General features: G+C 37.6%; 17 protein-coding genes. 14 read left to right on the top strand and 3 right to left on the bottom strand.

All coding sequences use genetic code 11. The features are described from left to right. The first annotated feature begins 193 nt into the window (after nt 1-193). The gene (locus J4051_RS07965) at nt 194-1141 is read left to right on the top strand and encodes an NAD(P)H-dependent flavin oxidoreductase (protein WP_208233342.1); all 948 of its coding nucleotides are present in this window, start codon (nt 194-196) and stop codon (nt 1139-1141) included. A gap of 173 nt (nt 1142-1314) precedes the next feature. Beyond that, nucleotides 1315-2520, top strand: a complete 1206-nt coding sequence (locus J4051_RS07960; RefSeq protein ID WP_208233341.1) for an NAD(P)/FAD-dependent oxidoreductase — start codon at nt 1315-1317, stop codon at nt 2518-2520. Between the two features lie 40 nt (nt 2521-2560). Here J4051_RS07960 and J4051_RS07955 read toward each other — a convergent pair whose 3' ends face one another. Further along, nucleotides 2561-3205: an alpha/beta hydrolase gene (locus tag J4051_RS07955; RefSeq protein ID WP_208233340.1), complete on the bottom strand. Its 645-nt coding sequence runs from the start codon at nt 3203-3205 to the stop codon at nt 2561-2563. A 261-nt stretch (nt 3206-3466) separates the two neighbouring features. On the opposite strand from J4051_RS07955, the gene J4051_RS07950 reads away from it, so the two are divergent. From J4051_RS07950 to J4051_RS07915, 8 genes are all read left to right on the top strand, one after another. Next, nucleotides 3467-3892 carry a PaaI family thioesterase gene (locus J4051_RS07950; RefSeq protein ID WP_208233339.1) on the top strand — a complete coding sequence of 142 codons (426 nt, stop codon included), beginning with the start codon at nt 3467-3469 and terminating at the stop codon, nt 3890-3892. A 1-nt stretch (nt 3893) separates the two neighbouring features. Then, complete coding sequence (locus tag J4051_RS07945; RefSeq protein ID WP_208233338.1) at nt 3894-5054, top strand: chorismate-binding protein; 1161 nt, start codon at nt 3894-3896, stop codon at nt 5052-5054. A 169-nt stretch (nt 5055-5223) separates the two neighbouring features. Next, on the top strand, nt 5224-6981 hold the full coding sequence (gene menD / locus J4051_RS07940; protein WP_208233337.1) for a 2-succinyl-5-enolpyruvyl-6-hydroxy-3-cyclohexene-1-carboxylate synthase: 1758 nt from the start codon (nt 5224-5226) through the stop codon (nt 6979-6981). Between the two features lie 85 nt (nt 6982-7066). Continuing rightward, complete coding sequence (locus J4051_RS07935) at nt 7067-7408, top strand: DUF2853 family protein (RefSeq protein WP_208233336.1); 342 nt, start codon at nt 7067-7069, stop codon at nt 7406-7408. A 99-nt stretch (nt 7409-7507) separates the two neighbouring features. Continuing rightward, nucleotides 7508-8338, top strand: coding sequence for a CvfB family protein (locus tag J4051_RS07930; RefSeq protein ID WP_208233335.1), 831 nt, complete (start codon nt 7508-7510; stop codon nt 8336-8338). Between the two features lie 21 nt (nt 8339-8359). Next, entirely contained in the window at nt 8360-9199 is an 840-nt protein-coding gene (locus J4051_RS07925; RefSeq protein ID WP_208233334.1) for a 1,4-dihydroxy-2-naphthoyl-CoA synthase, read from the top strand. Between the two features lie 18 nt (nt 9200-9217). Then, complete coding sequence (menA, locus tag J4051_RS07920; protein ID WP_208233333.1) at nt 9218-10120, top strand: 1,4-dihydroxy-2-naphthoate octaprenyltransferase; 903 nt, start codon at nt 9218-9220, stop codon at nt 10118-10120. Between the two features lie 583 nt (nt 10121-10703). Beyond that, nucleotides 10704-11381 carry a metal-dependent hydrolase gene (locus tag J4051_RS07915; RefSeq protein ID WP_208233332.1) on the top strand — a complete coding sequence of 226 codons (678 nt, stop codon included), beginning with the start codon at nt 10704-10706 and terminating at the stop codon, nt 11379-11381. Between the two features lie 3 nt (nt 11382-11384). Here the strand turns inward: J4051_RS07915 and J4051_RS07910 are convergent, their stop codons facing one another. After that, entirely contained in the window at nt 11385-12176 is a 792-nt protein-coding gene (locus tag J4051_RS07910) for an SDR family oxidoreductase (protein ID WP_208233331.1), read from the bottom strand. A gap of 110 nt (nt 12177-12286) precedes the next feature. Beyond that, nucleotides 12287-13285 (bottom strand): sterol desaturase family protein, encoded by a 999-nt coding sequence (locus J4051_RS07905; protein WP_236027311.1) that lies wholly within the window; start codon nt 13283-13285, stop codon nt 12287-12289. A 139-nt stretch (nt 13286-13424) separates the two neighbouring features. On the opposite strand from J4051_RS07905, the gene J4051_RS07900 reads away from it, so the two are divergent. The 4 genes from J4051_RS07900 (at nt 13425) to J4051_RS07885 (ending at nt 18582) form a co-directional block, all read left to right on the top strand. Beyond that, entirely contained in the window at nt 13425-14459 is a 1035-nt protein-coding gene (locus J4051_RS07900; protein ID WP_208233330.1) for an o-succinylbenzoate synthase, read from the top strand. Between the two features lie 6 nt (nt 14460-14465). Beyond that, nucleotides 14466-15452 carry a CPBP family intramembrane glutamic endopeptidase gene (locus J4051_RS07895; protein WP_208233329.1) on the top strand — a complete coding sequence of 329 codons (987 nt, stop codon included), beginning with the start codon at nt 14466-14468 and terminating at the stop codon, nt 15450-15452. 91 nt (nt 15453-15543) lie between these two features. Further along, the gene (locus tag J4051_RS07890; protein WP_208233328.1) at nt 15544-16614 is read left to right on the top strand and encodes an AMP-binding protein; all 1071 of its coding nucleotides are present in this window, start codon (nt 15544-15546) and stop codon (nt 16612-16614) included. A gap of 81 nt (nt 16615-16695) precedes the next feature. Continuing rightward, a complete protein-coding gene (locus J4051_RS07885) occupies nt 16696-18582 on the top strand; it encodes a vWA domain-containing protein (RefSeq protein ID WP_208233327.1) in 1887 nt (628 codons plus the stop codon). The last annotated feature ends 317 nt before the right edge of the window (nt 18583-18899 follow it).

Here is an 18899-nt window from a genome sequence, read left to right as displayed (position 1 = left end):
TTGGGCAAGACCTCACAGGTTTTTAAAACCTGTGAGGTCTTTTTTAGTTTAAATATGAATGATCATTTTTAAGAAATTTTCACATTCGTATAACCTTGTAGTTTATTATGCACGCATAACATATTTTCATATATTTGCCTGACTCAATCAGGATTTAAAGTTTTTAAATCCGTCAGGTCTTTAAATAAATCAAATGTCAGCACAACTCAACCAACTCCTTAATATTAAATACCCCATCATTCAAGCCCCAATGTTTTTGGTGTCCAATACTGCTATGGTCATTGAAGCTATGAAAGGCGGTATTGCGGGATGTATTCCTGCATTGAATTACAGAACCTTGCCAGAGCTCAAAGCAGCCATTCACGAACTAAAAGCGGCTAAGGTAGAAGGTGGTTCCTTTGGATTTAATTTGATTGTCAACAAATCCAATATAAAATATAAAGAACAACTCCGCGTATTATGTGAAGAAGGTTGTGACTTTATCATCACTTCTTTGGGAAGTCCAGAAGAAACTATCAACCAAGCGCATAAGGTGGGTATTAAGGTGCTTTGTGATGTGACCGATCTAAAATTCGCTCAAAAAGTAGAAGCTTTAGGAGCTGATGCCATTATTGCAGTCAATAATGAAGCAGGAGGACATCGTGGAGAAATTTCTCCAAAAGATTTAATTGCACTTTTGAAAAGCAATTGCAATATTCCTGTTATTTCGGCTGGCGGCGTTGGCACCAAAGAAGATCTTGATGCCATGTTAAGTTATGGCGCCGATGGCGTTTCTATCGGCAGTCCGTTTATCGCATCTGTGGAAGCGGGAGTTACAGAGGAGTATAAGCAAGCTTGTGTCGATTATGGCGCCAAGGATATTGTGATGACACAACGAATTTCTGGTACACCTTGTACAGTTATCAACACGCCTTATGTTCAGAAGATTGGCACTAAAGAGTCGTGGTTGGAATCCGTTTTGAATAGAAATAAAAAACTCAAAAAATGGGTGAAGATGATTCGTTTTTCAATTGGTATGCGGGCCACAGAGAAGGCGGCAAAAGAAGCGACTTATAAAACTGTTTGGGTAGCGGGGCCAAGTATTGAGCATACGACTGAAATTCTTCCTGTAAAATCTATCATACAGAATCTGATTACTTAAAAAGAGTTAATGGGTTAGTCTTTTTTGTAAATGAGTTTTCCAAATGGATTAATTTTGGCATAAAATCAAGAACCTCGTGGGCTTGCCCTATATATGAATAAGGAATCGTCTTTTCGATTGAGGCAAGCCTTGGGGTATGATAAAACCCACTGGTGGGAATTAAATTAGAATTTATGCGATTAACGTCTGCAGAACCTTTTTGGCTGGTTAAAAACGGCATTCTTAATTCCTATCCTTCGCTAACTGAAGATATTGAAACCAATATAGTTATCATTGGCGCCGGCATCACTGGAAGTTTAATTGCACATCAATGCATTGCCGACGGCTACAAAACGGTGATTGTTGACAAGCGGGAGGTGTGCCATGGGAGTACATCGGCGACAACCTCTATGCTCCAGTACGAAATTGATAAACCACTTTTTCAGCTTATCGATATGATAGGTGAAAAAGGCGCGGTGTTAAGTTATAAAGCTTGTTTTGATTCCATAGACCAACTTCAAAAGATTTCAAAAAGCATTAAATCCTCGTGTGGTTTCACAAAAAAGGAATCCTTGTATTTCGCATCAAGAAAAAAGGATGTGCCGTGGTTAAAGCAAGAGTTTGAAGCTCGAAAAGAACATGGGTTTTCCGTAAAATGGTTGGAATCAGAAATCATCCATAAAAAATACCAGCTCGAGAATTCGCATGGTGGTATTCTGTCAGATCAAGGTGGGAGTATCGATGCCTTTCAATTGGCGCATGATCTGCTACATTATAATCATAAAAAGGGCTTGCAGATTTACGACAAAACCGATGTGGTTAAGATTGAATACCGCAATAAAGACGTTTTAGTACATACCGAATTCGAAAAGACCATTAAGGCCAAAAAAATCATCTTTTGCAATGGTTTTGAAAGCACAGAGATCATACCTGAGAAAATTGTCAATCTTTTGTCTACCTACGCCATAGTTGGCGAACAGAATGAAGATGACCAGTCACATTTTCAAAACACCTTGTTTTGGAATACTGCCGATCCGTACAATTATATGAGAACCACAGACGATAACCGTTTTTTAATTGGTGGTGAAGATGAAGACTTTGTCAATGCTGATAAAAGGGATGGTTTGCTCAAAAAGAAAGCGGGTAAGTTAGAAAAGACCATGTCTAAATTATTCCCCAATTATAAATTTAGAGTCGATTTTGGCTGGGCAGGAACCTTTGGCGAAACTAATGACGGATTACCTTATATTGGTAAGCATCCTGATTTTAAAAACGCGTATTTCGTCCTGGGTTTTGGAGGAAATGGGATTACCTTTTCAGTTATAGGTATGGAAATGGTATCGACTATGTTAAAGGGAAAAACACATAAACTCTCAGAATTTTTTAAATTTGGAAGATAAAAGTTTCGCTGGAAACAGGAACATTTAATTTAAAATTGCATCAAGCGATCTGCTTAATTAGTGTTGTATTGACTTCATGTTTGCCGTCAAATGGTATAATTTGCAAATCACAATGGCCAAACAATTCAAAGGCTCTGTTTTTTTCTAAGGACAGACGATCTTCGTCTAGGTACTCATCGTTAGTTCCATAAATCAAAGAGATTTTTGTCAATGGGTCTAAAAATTCAAAATCTGCAACAGTTAATTCCTTAGGAATTCCTCCGGACATCATCACGATTTGCGAGCAACTCAATTGTCTTTTTGCAATATATCTCAGTGCTATAGAAACACCTTGCGAATATCCTAACATAATGAGATTTGGTTTTTTTGAAAGATGTTCCGCTTCAAAAACAGCATCAAGATAACGCATTACATTTTCAGTTTCTTTGATGGTGTTTTCTTTGGTCAACCAACTGGCGCCAACATGCTTTAAACGGGAGCTTACATAATATTTGCTTTTCGCTTGAGGGGCGATGAGATAGTTTTCTTCGGGATTCAAATCCGCAAAATATTTCAAAAAATACCGACTTAAATAGCCCATGCCATGACAGGCGAACCATACGTTTTTTGTGCTATCAGATAAGGTGTTTAGAGTGGAGTAGGAGTTTGTGGTTTGGTAGGTGATTTCTTTTTCTGTTGGCTTCATGCTTTTGACATTTATTATTCCATAAAGATACTGAGATAAGAATTGATAAAAAATTCAGAATTCAAGATTCAGGATTCAAGACAAAACAGAAAATCATCTACTTTGAATACATAAGAACAACAATCAATATAGAAATGACCATATTTTTTTTTAAAAAACCCGAAACAAGAAACAAGAAACAAGAAACAAGAAACAAGAAATCTGAAACCTGAAAGATTGTTTTGTACCTTTACAATCTATATTTTAAAACCCAATTTTTATATGCATTTATCTAAAGAAGATATTTTGGCAAAAGCAAATAGTGCCAGTAAGAATACCTTAATGGAGACCTTGAATATTGAAATGATAGACTATGGCCCCGATTTTTTAGTGGCGAAAATGCCTGTCAATTCGCGAGTTTATCAACCTGACGGTGTACTTCATGGTGGGGCCACCGCTGCATTAGCCGAAAGTGTTGGAAGTTTTGCTTCTCATATATTTTTAGATACTGAGAAGTTGTTTGTCCGAGGCATCGAAATAACTGCGAACCATTTAAAATCTGTCAAAGATGGATTCGTTTATGCCAAAGCGACCTTTATTCACAAGGGAAGGACCACACAATTGTTGGATATAAGAATTACAGATGATCATGATAACTTGATCTCCATTTGTAGATTATCTACCATCAGCTTGCCAAAAAGCAAATAGAATGGCACTGGATCAATTTTTGGAGCAGATCAAAAAACAGTATGATGGGAAGTTGCCTTTTGTGGTTTATAAAAAACCGAATTCGTCAGAACTGAAGTGCATGCTTCAATATAATGATGCGTTACATACGGTTATTGATTTTACTGAAAGTGGCTTTGTATTTGCTCCTTTTGATAGCAATCAAGATGCGTTTATAATTCCCATAGACCATGCTGATGTCGTTTCTGTGGAATTTGATAAAGATGATTTTTCGGAATCAGAAAGTAGGAATCGTAAAACGTCCGCTATTGTCAATAGCAATAAAGAATCAGAGAAATTATCACATATCAGGCACGTTGAAAATGGGATTTCAGCTATCGAAAATGGCTGCTTTTCCAAAGTAGTGCTTTCCAGACGGGAAATTGTTGAGAATGTAGAAACTCACCCCATTGAAATTTTTAAACGTCTATTACAGCGTTATCCAACCGCCTTTGTATATTGTTGGTACCATCCAAAAGTTGGTCTTTGGTTAGGTGCAACGCCAGAAACTTTATTGAATGTACGAGGTAACCAATTGCATACCATGTCTTTGGCAGGGACTCAGGCTTTTGAAGGAACAGCGGAAGTTGTTTGGAAAGAAAAAGAGAAAGAGGAGCAGCAAATTGTTACTGACTTTATTGTTGACCGTCTGCGTGAATCAGTTGGCAAGCAGTTATCTTCAGATGATTTTATGAAAGTTTCTGAACAAAAAACTGTAAAAGCTGGAAATCTCCTGCATCTTCAAACGGAAATCTCAATGCGTTTGACACCTGAAACAAGAAACTTGAAACCAATCTTGGAGGCTTTGCATCCAACCCCGGCGGTCTGTGGTTTTCCGAAAGACAAGGCTAAAGCCTATATTATTGAAAATGAAGGATATCCTCGTGAATTTTATGCTGGATTTATGGGCGAATTACACTTGAAAGAAACCATAACAAGAAACCCCAACCGACGCAATGTGGAAAATAATGCCTACAGGGTTCAAAAATCGGTTACGGACCTTTATGTCAATTTGCGTTGCATGCAGATGAAAGATCAAAATATCTTTATTTATGTGGGGGGTGGGATTACTAAAGACTCTGATGCTGTGGCTGAATGGGAGGAAACGGTACATAAGTCGAAGATTATTAAAAGTGTGCTGTAGAGATCATGAGGCATGAGGGATTATAAATTAGGAATTTAGGTATGAGACGAGCGGTGAGATAGAAATTTGGAATTTGAATTTTCGATTTTTCAAACCTTATCGTTTTTCAGGCTATAATTTTTCAGTTAGCTCACCTAAATTCGTACTTTTGTGATAAGATTATCCATGAATGAAATATCCTAAGATTCCGCTTGCTCAGACCGTTATTCAGCTTTGCAAAGCAAAAAACATCAAACATATTGTCATCTCACCAGGCAGCAGAAACGCTCCTTTGACCATCGGTTTTTCCAACGATCCATTTTTTAAATGTTACAGTATTGTAGATGAACGCTGTGCGGCTTTTTTCGCCCTTGGTATTGCTCAGCAGATTGAGGCACCTGTTGTGGTAGTCTGTACTTCTGGCAGTGCATTGCTCAATTATTATCCTGCAGTTGCGGAAGCATTTTACAGTGAGATTCCGCTAATTGTTCTTTCCGCAGACCGACCGAAACACCTTCAAAATATTGGGGATGGGCAAACAATCAATCAGAAAAACGTCTTTGAAAACCATATTCTTCATTCAGCAAATTTAAAATTGGATTTAAAGGACGAACTGAATATTCCCGTAACTGAAGATATTCCCATCTTTAAGAATATTGAAGACAAATTGGAGCGTTTATTAGGGCTTCAAAAGGATATCCAAAAGTTTAATGAACAAGAATTGAACGATGCCATAAACAAATCCATCTTCAAAAAAGGACCAGTTCATGTCAACGTCCCTTTTGATGAGCCGCTTTATGAGATGGTTGACACCTTGAAAGTGACGCCCAAAAACATTCCCATCGAATTTGAAGAACCAAAAATGGATTCCTATATTTTGGAGCAATGCTTAAATGATTGGCGAAAAGCAAAGCGAAAAATGGTATTGGTAGGGGAGTACGCTCCTAATAAAATTGAACAAAAGTGGCTAAATTTATTGGCCAAAGATGATAGCGTTATTGTCCTTACGGAAACCACCTCCAATTTAGATCATGGCGCATTTATCACGAGTATCGACAAGTTGATAGCACCCTTACAAAAGGAAGAGTTTATCAAACTTCAACCAGAAATCCTCATCACATTTGGAGGCATGGTAGTTTCTAAAAAAATAAAAGCTTTTTTAAGGGAATATCAACCCAAAGAGCATTGGCATATCAGTGAAACCAGAGCTTATGATACGTTTTTTTGTTTGACCCAGCACATTAAAGAAACTCCCAATTATTTTTTTAGTGAATTTTTGCCAAAGGCCGTACAAGTAAAAAGTTCCTATAGGAATTATTGGACGGGAATTAAGATGGAGAGAAACAAAAAGCACAACAGTTTTTTGGAGGACATTTCGTTTTCCGACTTCAAAGTTTTTGACACGCTTTTCAAAACACTTCCAAATGACACGATTTTACAGATAGGGAACAGTTCAGCCATTAGATATGCGCAGCTATTTGACATTCATAAATCCATAGAGGTTTATTGCAATAGGGGCACCAGTGGGATTGATGGGAGCACATCAACGGCGATAGGATGTGCATTGGCCCATAAACGACAGACCACTTTTATATCGGGTGATTTGAGTTTCTTCTATGACAGTAACGCCCTTTGGAACAATTATATTCCGGATTCCTTCCGAATTATTGTAATCAATAATGGCGGCGGCGGTATTTTTAGAATTCTTCCAGGACACAAAAACACGGAGAATTTCGATACGTTTTTTGAAACCAAGCATAAATTGACCGCACAACATTTAGCCGAAATGTACAATTTTAAATATAAGAAAGTGTCCTCCCATAATGATTTGAACGTAGCACTCAATTCTTTTTATAAAGAAAGCAAGTCTCCAAAAATTCTTGAGATCAATACCGCTGAACATGCAAACGATAAAATTCTGTTAGAGTATTTTAAGTATCTTAAATAATCATTAAATCTGAGCAATATTTTTACGGATATGTTAAATTTTAGTATATTGAGACATTAATTAAGTAACTAAAAACTTTTCAATAATGAGTAAAAGAGATGAATTAATTACAAAGTATGCTGCAGACTTAAAAGAAAAATGTGGCGTAAATGCTGATATGGATTTATTGACCAAGGTAACCATTGGTTGTGGACCATCAATTTACAATGCTGACGCATCAACAGTTTCAGCTACTGATCCTAATGAAATCGCAACCGTTAAAAACAATTTTCTAATCAAGAAACTTGGATTGAAAGACGGTCCGGAATTAGACAAAGCGATTGATTCAGTTATGGAAACTTATGGCAAATCCAACAGAAATAAATATAGAGCAGTGGTTTATTATTTATTGACAACGCACTTTAAAAAAGAAGCAGTTTACAAATAATAAGTTCCAACCTTAAAGTCGAAAAAGCGTTACTCCTGAAAATTCAGAACGGTATCGCTTTTTTTGTGGGATAAACACGAATATACTTACCTTTGCATCATGATACATATTGGAGAATACAATAATTTAGAAATAATTCGGGAGGCTGAGCAAGGCGTCTATATTGCTGATACAGAAGGGGATGAAGTCTTGTTGCCAAACAGATATGTTCCTGAAACGTATCAAATTTGGGATAAAATTGAAGTGTTTGTTTATTTAGACAATGAAGAACGTCTTGTTGCGGTAACGGATAAACCCTATATAACACGCGGCGAATTTGCAATGCTGCGCTGTAATCAGGTTACTGATCACGGAGCCTTCTTGGACTGGGGCATGGTAAAAGAACTATTTTGCCCATTTAAGGAACAAGCTTTTAAAATGAAATCTGGCGGTTGGTATTTGGTGCATTGTTATTTGGATGAAAAAACTGGCCGATTGGCAGCTTCCAGTAAAACCAATCACTTTTTGGATAATAAAGACTTGACGGTTACTCAATTTGAGGAAGTGGACATCATTATTTCACATCCTTCAGAAATTGGTATGAATGTTATTGTCAATAACAGACATGCTGGATTGATTTTTCAAGATGATATTTATAAGGAATTAAGTATCGGTGATCGCATGAGAGGTGTCGTCAAAAAAATCAGACCTGATAACAAATTGGACATCACTTTAGAGCAGATTGGTTATCGAAAAATCGAACCAAATGCAGATGCCATCATGCATGAGTTGGAGGATAATGGTGGTTATCTCAATTTGACAGATAAATCAAACCCAGAGGATATAAAAGCGGTGCTTCAAATGAGCAAAAAGACCTTTAAAAAAGCCGTTGGAACTTTATATAAGCAACGATTAATCGAAATTAAGGAAGATGGCATCTATCTTATTTAATTCATTTTAAAAACATATTACATGAGTCAAATTAACTGGGAAACTGTAAAGGAATACCAAGATATCACTTATAAGAAGAGTAATGGAGTCGCCAGAATAGCATTCAACAGACCTGATGTTAGAAATGCATTCCGACCAAAAACTACCAGCGAACTATACGATGCGTTTTACGATGCCAATGAAGACGTAAACATTGGTGTGGTATTATTATCTGCTGAAGGCCCCTCGTCTAAAGATGGCGTTTATTCCTTTTGTAGTGGCGGCGATCAAAAAGCCAGAGGAAAGCAAGGCTACGTAGGCGAAGATGGCTATCATCGACTAAATATCTTGGAAGTACAACGCTTGATCAGATTCATGCCAAAAGCAGTCATTGCTGTCGTCCCTGGTTGGGCAGTTGGCGGTGGCCATAGTTTACATGTGGTGTGTGATCTCACCCTGGCGAGCAAGGAACACGCTATTTTCAAGCAAACAGACGCCGACGTTACCAGTTTTGATGGCGGTTATGGGTCTGCTTATTTAGCAAAAATGGTGGGCCAGAAACGAGCACGAGAAATCTTTTTCTTGGGAAGAGACTACTCTGCACAAGAAGCCTATGAGATGGGGATGGTCAACGCCGTGATTCCACATGCCGAATTGGAAAACACAGCTTATGAATGGGCACAGGAAATCTTGGCAAAGTCACCAACTTCTATTAAAATGTTGAAGTTCGCAATGAACTTGACTGATGATGGAATGGTAGGCCAACAGGTATTCGCAGGAGAAGCCACACGCTTGGCATATATGACCGAAGAAGCCATTGAAGGACGAAATGCCTTTTTGGAAAAGCGAAAGCCCAATTTTGAGAAAAAATGGATTCCATAAACCACCCAAAACTTTAGAATGGAAAGATTAAAATTGTGGTTTTCAGCGTTCAGATTACGAACACTGCCATTATCTATTTCAGGAATTGTTATAGGAAGTTGTTTTGCCGCTTATAATGGATTCTTCAATCCCATCGTTTTTATATTGGCTTTATTGGTAACGCTTGCATTGCAAATTCTTTCAAATTTGGCCAATGACTATGGAGACGGCACCAAAGGCACGGATAATGAAAATAGAGTAGGGCCAATGCGTGCCGTCCAAAGTGGAAAAATTACCCCAGATCAAATGTTTGAAGCCTTAAAAATTAACGTTTTGATTGTGATTTTCTTGACGGTGCTTCTCATTTATACTGCTTTTGGTCACGGCTATTTTTTATATTCCATCTTTTTTTTCGGATTGGGAGGGCTTTCGGTTTATGCAGCCATGAAATACACTATGGGGGATTCAGCTTATGGCTACAGAGGTTTAGGTGATGTTTATGTGCTAATTTTTTTCGGATTTGTAAGTGTTGTTGGTAGTTATTTCCTGTTCTCTAAGCAATTGGACCATATTGTAGTATTACCTTCTATTGCAGTTGGCCTGTTGAGTGTTGGGGTGTTAAATCTGAATAATATGAGAGATATTGAGTCGGATAAACTTTCTAATAAAATTACTACGGCAGTGAAATTAGGTAAGGAAAAATCTAAAAAATACCATCTATTTTTAGTCATAGGCGCTATGCTTGTTGGTGCTACTTTTGCGATTTTGTATTACACATCGCTTTGGAACTTTCTCTTTCTAATAGCTTACATTCCGCTGACAATTCACATTAAAAAGATTGTAAAAGCTCAGGTATCCTCTGACTTCGACTCACAATTAAAGGTGTTGGCACTATCAACATTTTTGTTTTCAATTTTATTGGGGGTCGGTTATATTTTGTAAAAACCACCTTTAATGTTTGGTTATCAATGATTTAAATTGTACATTTAAGAGTAATTTTTAAGCCAACATTCATTTTCTTATTATTAGTTGGTTATAAAATTTGGGGCTTTAAAACTCAGGCACATTCTTCAATTTGTCTGAGTTTTTTTAGTGAAACCCTATTTTGAAAAGCATGAAATGCGCATTCAAAATAGCTGGTTGAACTAACCCCGCTTTTTAGCGGGGTCTCAAACTAACAAACGCCATATTTCTGCACCCTATTTTGAAAAGCATGAAATGCGCATTCAAAATAGTTGGTTTCCCAACCCCGCCGAAGGGCGGGGTCTCAGGATGGCAAGCCGAGATTGGTTCTAATATCCCCGATTTTCTTAATTCTATGTTACGACCCAGAAACTACGTAATCAAAAGAAGCAGTTACTCCAACATTTTTTTAAAGTCAAGTTTCAAATTCCATCCCACGTCCATCGTACCGATCCAATCTTCCTATAATACCACTTTTTATCGCCCAAAAAAGGAGTCGTTCATAAATATTTTGAATATATTTAAGTCGTTCAAACAATTTATACAACAAATTTGCAAAATCATGAAAATCACATATTACGGTCACTCAAGTTTAGGTATTGAAGTCAATGACGTCAACATTTTAGTGGATCCTTTTATTTCAGCCAATGAGAAGGCGTCACATATCGATATCAATACTTTAAAAGCGGATTATATTCTATTGACCCATGCACATCAAGACCATATTTTAGATGTTGAAGCGATAGTCAAGCGCACCAATGCCATGATTGTGTCCAACTTTGAAATAGCGAGTCATTTTGAGGCTATGGGTTTTGAAGTCCATCCAATGAACCATGGCGGCTCTTGGGATTTTGAATTTGGAACGGTCAAATATGTTGTCGCTATTCATACCTCGTCATTTGCAGATGGCACTTATGGCGGACAACCAGGAGGTTTTGTTATTGAAGGCGAACGAAAAAATATTTACATTGCTGGAGATACCGCATTGACCATGGATATGAAACTTATTCCTATGCGTCTTAAGCTTGATTTGGCAATTTTACCAATAGGCGATAACTTTACTATGGGTATAGATGACGCCATCATTGCTAGCGATTTCGTCCAATGTGATAAAATTATGGGCTACCATTATGACACGTTTGGTTATATTGAAATCGATCATGAAGAAGCCAAACGTCAATTTTTTGATAAGAATAAGGATTTGATGTTGTTGGAGATTGGCGAGGGGATTGAGTTGTGATTCTCACTTCACCACACTCCTCAATAAATACCAATGTAAAAACCTCGGTAAAAAGCGCTTCAGATAAACCCCTAAAACCTCTGTTTTGCCAATATAAACTTCAAACTTTTCTTTTTCAATCGCTTTGAGCATCCGTTTGGCAAAGACATCCACATCCAATCCGTTTTGGGTGGATTCATCTTGGTGTTTTTGCTGGCTACCATCGCCGGTTAAAGCATTTCTTGCGACATCAGTATTGACAAAACCTGGACAGATCATGGTCACTTTTATATTGTTTTTGTCATGTTCCAATCTTAAAGTATCAAAAAAGCCGTGCAAAGCATGCTTGGCACCGCAATATCCTGATCGAAGCGGACTACTGAATTTTCCCATGACACTTGATACGGTTACAAATTGGCCCCTTTGGCGTTCCACAAAATGAGGCAATAGGGCTTTTGTAAGCGCCACCGTACCCAAATAATCGATATCCATGAGTTGCTTATATACATCAATATGGGTATCAATGACCAAAGACCGTTGACTGATACCACCGTTATTGATAAGGACATCAATTTTACCAAAACATTGTATGGCTTTAAGTGCAATGGGTTGCATCTGATTATAATCCGCTAAGTCGAAAGCCAGTACTGCAACACGATCTGGATTTTTGCATTGTTGTTTGACAGCTTCAAGCGCATCCTGTCGTCTTGATGATAGAATCAATTGGCAATTGTATTGGGATAACGTTAAGGCTAGAGCTTTTCCGATGCCACTTGAGGCGCCTGTAATCCAGATGGTTTTGTTGTTGAAATTCATTTATGATGAAGTTGAAATTGAAGTTGAAGTTGAATTTGACACTTGACTGCGCTTAGTGTGACAAAATGAAGTTGAAATTGAAGTTGAAACTGAACACACTAGTCAGTTTATTAGTTGTTACCGATTGCCGATCCTGTCGAAAGTGCCTTTTCTTCCTCGACTTCGTTCATGATGGCGGTACGGGTGGGCTGCTGACTGCCTACTGCAGACTGTTTACTGCCAACTGATTCTTGCCATTCCTTACGCAAATCATCACTCACTTTTCCGGTGCCATCATGTTTCCATCCGGGTGGTTTGACAATATATTTCGCGCGATCAAACACCGATTTTTTCCCAGAGAATACATCTTTTCCCATCGCCATCCATTCATGAAAGGCGACTTTTAATGGATTATGGGTGTTGATATTGGAAACCAAACCATAAACGACTTTTTCATCCCGGAGTTCTGGTTGGAAGGTGCCAAATAACTTATCCCAAATAATAAAAATCCCTGCATGGTTTCTATCTAAATATAGCGGATTGCTTCCGTGATGTACCCGATGATGCGAAGGAGTGTTCATCACTTTCTCAAACCATTTGGGCATTTTGTCGATCGCCTCGGTATGGATCCAGAATTGATACAGCAGACTCACCGACATCTGCAATAAGATCATTCCGGGATGAAACCCGATCAAGGGCAGCCATAACCAGAAAATAAAGGTGTAAAATCCACCAGACCATGTTTGACGTAAGGCAGTGCTCAAATTATAATGTTCGGAAGAATGGTGCACGACATGAGATGCCCAAAACAATCGGTTTTCATGCGATATGCGATGGAACCAATAGTATGAAAAATCATCGGCAAATAACAAGAGCACAAAACTCCACCAAGCAAAGGGGATAGTGAAAACTCTGAAGTTCTCATAAATCACCATAAAAACCAATAACACTACGGCTTTACTGAAAAAGCCCAAAAACACATTGCCCAAGCCCATCGCAATAGAGGTAAAGGCATCTTTAGTTTCATAGGTTTTCTTGTTTTCCTTGATGCTGACATAAAGTTCCAACAACATCGAAATGACAAAAAACGGAATGGCATAAAGAATAATATTTGGAAACTCAGGCATCATTATTAAGGAGTTATAAAAATTAAGTTTTAATATACATTGTTATACCTGGCATATATCGTCCCAAACATAAACAATCGAGAGTAAGTCCTCTTTTCAATTCTTAAAAATACAAAATTATTTGACTATTTTTGACCATATTATGACAGCAACCTACCAAAAACACACGCTCAACTTTAAACAAGCCAGTGGAACCTCTCGTGGCATCCTAAAAACAAAGGACACTTGGTTCATTATGATTGCATCTGAAGGCAAAAAAGGCATTGGCGAATGTGGCATGTTTAGAGGCTTGTCCGTAGATGATAGACCAGATTTTGAATCTGTGCTGTCTTGGGTTTGTAAAAATATTTTTTTGGGGAAGGACGTACTTCTATCAAAGCTTCAAGAATTCCCGAGTATTCAATTCGGACTGGAAATGGCTTTTCTTGATTTTGAAAGCGAGACCGATTTTGAATTGTTTCCGTCCAAATTCACGAACGGTGATGATGCTATTCCAATCAACGGATTGATTTGGATGGGATCGGAAGCTTTTATGAGAGAGCAGATCACATCAAAGATTGATGAGGGGTTCACCTGTATCAAACTTAAAATTGGTGCCATCGATTTTCAAACCGAATTAGATTTGCTTAAATCCATAAGAACCCATTTTTCAGCTACCGATATTGAATTGCGTGTGGATGCCAATGGTGCATTTTCTCCTGACGAGGCTTTAGAAAAATTAAAGCGCTTGTCAGACTATCATTTACATTCCATAGAACAACCCATTAGACAGGGGCAAGTGGAGGAGATGGCCAGACTTTGCCAAACCACGCCGCTGGATATTGCCTTGGATGAAGAATTGATTGGCATTTTTGATCTCTCAGATAAGTATGATTTACTACAAACCATAAAACCACAGTATATTATTTTAAAACCAACACTGGTAGGTGGATTTCATGGTAGTAATTCTTGGATTGAAGCCGCTAAAGATGGTAAAATAGACTATTGGATTACGAGTGCATTAGAGAGTAATGTAGGATTGAATGCGATTGCGCAATGGACCTACACTTTGCAAAATGATCGACCTCAAGGACTTGGAACTGGAAGTTTATTTGCCAATAATATTGCCAGTCCGTTGGAGGTAAAAAATGGTACTTTGCAGTATAATAAAAAAACAAATTGGAATTTTAATTTATAGGTTAATATGTATATAGCTCAAGCGTATAAAGGTTTACATGAGTGGTGGCGTTATGTGGTCGGTTTGATAATTGCCATCATGGGGGTGTTTATTTTTTCAATTCCACATGGTATTGCTATTATGTTTAAAACCATGCAAAGCGGTTCGATAGATCCGTCCCAAATGGGTGATACCGCCTATCTTATGGGATTGTTTGAGTCCAATGTTAATTTAATATTTATATTACTTCCTTTTGTTGGTGGATTCTTGTTTTTGCTTGGTGCCGTAAAATGGTTGCACAAACAGACCATTACTTCTCTGACAACGGCACGACCAAAGATTGATTGGAAACGTTTCTGGGTCATCTTTTTCTTCTGGGGTATTTTATCTTCAAGCCTGATTTTAGTTGATTATTACATGTCACCAGAGGACTATGTCTTCAATTTCAAATTACAACCTTTTTTGATTTTGTGCGTCATTGCCATTCTTTTGGTGCCGTTACAAACCAGTTTTGAGGAGTATTTGTTTAGAGGCTATTTGATGCAGGGGATAGGGGTGGTTACTAAATACAAATGGATTCCTCTGGTGATTACTTCTGTCATCTTCGGTCTGATGCATATTGCCAATCCAGAAGTGGACAAATTAGGACCAATTATCATGGTGTATTATATTGGCACAGGATTGTTTTTAGGGATCATGACCTTGATGGATGAAGGTTTGGAACTGTCTTTGGGATTTCACGCGGCCAACAATTTATTTACAGCATTATTGGTCACTGCAGATTGGACTGCATTTCAGACCCATTCTATTTTTAAAGACATGTCAGATCCACAAGCGGCAGAATTCATGGATGTTTTTATGCCTGTGTTTGTCATGTTTCCTATTATTCTGTTTATTCTCTCAAAACTCTATAAATGGACGGATTGGAAAGGGAAACTTTTCGGAAAAGTCATTGAGCCGGCAAAAGAAGATTACAGAGTACTGGAAGAGATCAATGAGATTGGAACTGAATAAATTTCAATATTTTTTCAGGATAAACAATCGGATTCTGCATGAAATCAATACCTTCGTTAACGCATATAATCATAATTAAAAAGCCCACAAAATGACGCCAACATTTGATAAAATCCATTTAAAATTCAAATTAAATGCCAATAAATACACTGCTGAAGAACTTAAAGAAGTTGCTTACAGCTTAGTCAAGGAAGGTGCGCCCTATGAAAAAGTCATGGGTGATTTTCTAATGGATTGGTTGGACGCCAAAGATTATATCAACGTACGGACTTCGGGATCTACCGGACAACCGAAATTGATGAGAGTGAGCAAGCAAGCCATGGTCAATTCTTCAATTGCCACGGGTGACTATTTTAAAATGGAACCAGGCCAAACGGCTTTACTTTGTTTGCCAACCCATTATATTGCAGGAAAAATGATGTTGGTACGAGCAATGGTATTAGGATTGGAACTTGACTTTGTTGACCCAACTACACAGCCTGTCTTCGATTATGGCAAGACCTATGATTTTTGTGCCATGATTCCCATACAATTGAAAAACACAGTAAAATACATCCACAATATCAAAACCTTGATCATTGGGGGAGCTGCTATTTCAAAATCGTTGGAAGCATCCGTCCAAGGCTTGAAAACTAAAATATATGCCACGTACGGAATGACTGAAACGGTGAGCCACGTTGCTGTAAAACGGATGAATGGGAAACATAAAATGGATTATTTCAAGGTATTTCCAAAAGTAAAAATTTCACAAGATGATAGGGGCTGTTTGATTATTGACGCTCCAAAAGTGACGTCAGAGCGGTTAATTACCACTGATGTGGTGAAATTGCATTCAGCTACAGAATTTGAATTGATTGGTCGCCTTGATAATATGGTCAATTCAGGAGGTGTGAAATTGTTTCCCGAACAAATTGAAGCCAAACTTGTGGATCAAATCAAAGAGCGCTTTTTTATCGCTTCTGAACCAGATTCAGACTTAGGTGAAAAACTCATCATTATTGTAGAAAGTGATAAAAACACTCTGAAAACTTCAACTTTTAGAGAGCTGGACAAATTAGAAATTCCTAAAGAAATTTATTTCCTTCCTAAGTTTAAGGAAACCGCAACTGGTAAAATCCAACGTAAGGAAACACTTAAATTGTTGAAAACAGACGTTCACTAAGCAAAACGTCCACTTCACTCATTTCTGGTTTTATAAGATGGTTTTAGAGTATAGTTTTACTGTAAACTAAAATCAATTATTATGAAAACAGTCATACAGTTCGTCTTTGTATTAATTATCTCAATACAATTACAAGCACAGCAAAAAACGATTACTGGAATAGTGAGTTCGTCTTCTGATGGATTGCCATTGCCAGGAGTCAATGTCGTTATAAAAGGGACCACAACAGGAACTCAAACCGATTTTGATGGTAAATATACCATAATGGCGACCGAGGGTGACATCCTTCAGTTCAGTTATATTGCCTTCAAGACCCAAGAATTTAAGCTTAGAAAAGAAACGGTGCTCAATGTTACTTTAGAAGAAGATAGCGCTGCCTTGGAAGAAGTGGTAATTGTGGGTTATGGAAACAATAGGAAGTCGTTTTTAACAGGCTCAGTAAGACGTGAACAATCGTCATCTCTCACTAAAAGAAAGAATGGTCAGGTTGCTCCACATGAGTATAGAAGACGGGGAATACTTATTGATACGCAGAGAGACAATTATAAACCACATCACCCTGAAATAGGAAACGAAGATTCTTATGCCGAAATCGTTGAAAATCAATTTGAACGTGTTTCGCTTTCTCCTTTGTCGACCTTTTCAATTGATGTGGATAAAGCGTCTTATAGTAATATTAGACGGATGATCAATAACGGACAGAAAATCCCTGCAGATGCCGTAAGGATTGAAGAAATGATCAATTATTTCAACTATAATTATCCACAGCCCACAGATCAGCATCCTTTTTCGATCCATACAGAGGTTGCAAAAACCCCATGGAATGTAGATACTAAAATTGTAAAAATAGGCCTTCAAGGCAAAACCTATAAAAATGAAGAATTACCAGCATCAAACTTGACTTTTTTGATTGATGTGTCTGGATCTATGAATAGTACAAATAAACTTCCATTATTGAAATCGGCATTTAAACTATTGGTCAATCAATTAAGAGAAAAAGATAAGATAGCGATTGTGGTTTATGCCGGAGCGGCTGGCATGGTATTGCCGCCAACTTCTGGTGCACATAAAGAAAAAATTAGCAATGCTTTGGACAATTTAAGTGCAGGTGGATCAACAGCTGGTGGTGCAGGTATTGAATTGGCGTACAAGATTGCTCAGGAGAATTTTATTAGAAATGGAAACAATCGTGTGATTCTTGCTACTGACGGCGACTTTAATGTTGGTGTATCCAGTGATAAGGACATGGAGAAACTGATTGAAGAGAAGCGTGAAAGCGGCGTGTTCTTATCGGTATTGGGATTCGGTTTTGGAAATTATAAAGATTCAAAATTAGAAACATTAGCCAATAAGGGCAACGGAAACCACGCTTATATTGATACGATGCAAGAGGCACAAAAAACCTTCGGTAAAGAATTTGGTGGCACTTTATACACCATTGCCAAAGATGTGAAAATCCAAATTGAGTTTAATCCTAACAAAGTCCAAGCCTACCGTTTGATAGGTTATGAAAATAGATTGTTGGCCGATGAAGATTTCATTGATGACACAAAAGATGCGGGCGAATTGGGAAGCGGTCATACAGTTACAGCGCTTTATGAAGTTATTCCTACGGGTGTAGAAAGTGATTATTTGAAGGATGTAGACGATTTGAAGTATACGAAGCCAACAGTAACAACTAATTATTCTGATGAATTGTTTACGGTAAAATTTAGATATAAAAAACCCGATGGCAATAAGAGTATCGAAATGGTACACGTTCAAAAGGATGAAGTTTCTGAACCTTCAGAAGATCTCAAATTTGCCTCTTCAGTGGCCATGTTGGGAATGCAACTTAGAGAATCGAAATTTGATAATAAGGCGACTCTAAAGGATGTTGCAGAAATGGCGAAACAAGGTAGAGGAAGTGATGCTAACGGCTACAGATCAGAATTTATAAGATTAGTGGAGTCTTATCAAAGTTTATAAGAAATGTGGCGAAAGAAGAGCGGCTTATAGTCGCTTTTTTTTACTAACTATCATTAGTGGCCTATAAAAAAATAAAAATTAACAAACCCATTAAAAAGATGGATTGTTACAGGACTTTTAAAATGACAATTTCTTTTTAGAAATTACTTATAGGAGAGTACTTGGACAATTATAATATAAACAGCAGATGTTGTCTATTTAGTTCAATCAAATCTTTGTTCTTTCCCGATAGCTCCTAAAATCCGCATGTCTATTTTAAAGGGTATCCTTTTTTAAGGATTTGAGAGTGGAAATGTTCCTGTTCCTTGTTTTCGAGA

The organism is Gelidibacter pelagius (assembly GCF_017581925.1).
Classification (GTDB): Bacteria; Bacteroidota; Bacteroidia; order Flavobacteriales; family Flavobacteriaceae; genus Gelidibacter; species Gelidibacter pelagius.
Note: the sequence above shows the minus strand (reverse complement) of the source record. Positions and strands in the feature narration are given on the sequence as shown.

What these genes read in the sequence shown, in the direction of transcription:
- J4051_RS07965 (WP_208233342.1), top strand. Translation starts at nt 194, where the DNA reads ATGTCAGCACAACTCAACCAACTCCTTAATATTAAATACCCCATCATT.
- J4051_RS07960 (WP_208233341.1), top strand. Translation starts at nt 1,315, where the DNA reads ATGCGATTAACGTCTGCAGAACCTTTTTGGCTGGTTAAAAACGGCATT.
- J4051_RS07955 (WP_208233340.1), bottom strand. Translation starts at nt 3,205, where the DNA reads ATGAAGCCAACAGAAAAAGAAATCACCTACCAAACCACAAACTCCTAC.
- J4051_RS07950 (WP_208233339.1), top strand. Translation starts at nt 3,467, where the DNA reads ATGCATTTATCTAAAGAAGATATTTTGGCAAAAGCAAATAGTGCCAGT.
- J4051_RS07945 (WP_208233338.1), top strand. Translation starts at nt 3,894, where the DNA reads ATGGCACTGGATCAATTTTTGGAGCAGATCAAAAAACAGTATGATGGG.
- menD (WP_208233337.1), top strand. Translation starts at nt 5,224, where the DNA reads ATGAAATATCCTAAGATTCCGCTTGCTCAGACCGTTATTCAGCTTTGC.
- J4051_RS07935 (WP_208233336.1), top strand. Translation starts at nt 7,067, where the DNA reads ATGAGTAAAAGAGATGAATTAATTACAAAGTATGCTGCAGACTTAAAA.
- J4051_RS07930 (WP_208233335.1), top strand. Translation starts at nt 7,508, where the DNA reads ATGATACATATTGGAGAATACAATAATTTAGAAATAATTCGGGAGGCT.
- J4051_RS07925 (WP_208233334.1), top strand. Translation starts at nt 8,360, where the DNA reads ATGAGTCAAATTAACTGGGAAACTGTAAAGGAATACCAAGATATCACT.
- menA (WP_208233333.1), top strand. Translation starts at nt 9,218, where the DNA reads ATGGAAAGATTAAAATTGTGGTTTTCAGCGTTCAGATTACGAACACTG.
- J4051_RS07915 (WP_208233332.1), top strand. Translation starts at nt 10,704, where the DNA reads ATGAAAATCACATATTACGGTCACTCAAGTTTAGGTATTGAAGTCAAT.
- J4051_RS07910 (WP_208233331.1), bottom strand. Translation starts at nt 12,176, where the DNA reads ATGAATTTCAACAACAAAACCATCTGGATTACAGGCGCCTCAAGTGGC.
- J4051_RS07905 (WP_236027311.1), bottom strand. Translation starts at nt 13,285, where the DNA reads ATGATGCCTGAGTTTCCAAATATTATTCTTTATGCCATTCCGTTTTTT.
- J4051_RS07900 (WP_208233330.1), top strand. Translation starts at nt 13,425, where the DNA reads ATGACAGCAACCTACCAAAAACACACGCTCAACTTTAAACAAGCCAGT.
- J4051_RS07895 (WP_208233329.1), top strand. Translation starts at nt 14,466, where the DNA reads ATGTATATAGCTCAAGCGTATAAAGGTTTACATGAGTGGTGGCGTTAT.
- J4051_RS07890 (WP_208233328.1), top strand. Translation starts at nt 15,544, where the DNA reads ATGACGCCAACATTTGATAAAATCCATTTAAAATTCAAATTAAATGCC.
- J4051_RS07885 (WP_208233327.1), top strand. Translation starts at nt 16,696, where the DNA reads ATGAAAACAGTCATACAGTTCGTCTTTGTATTAATTATCTCAATACAA.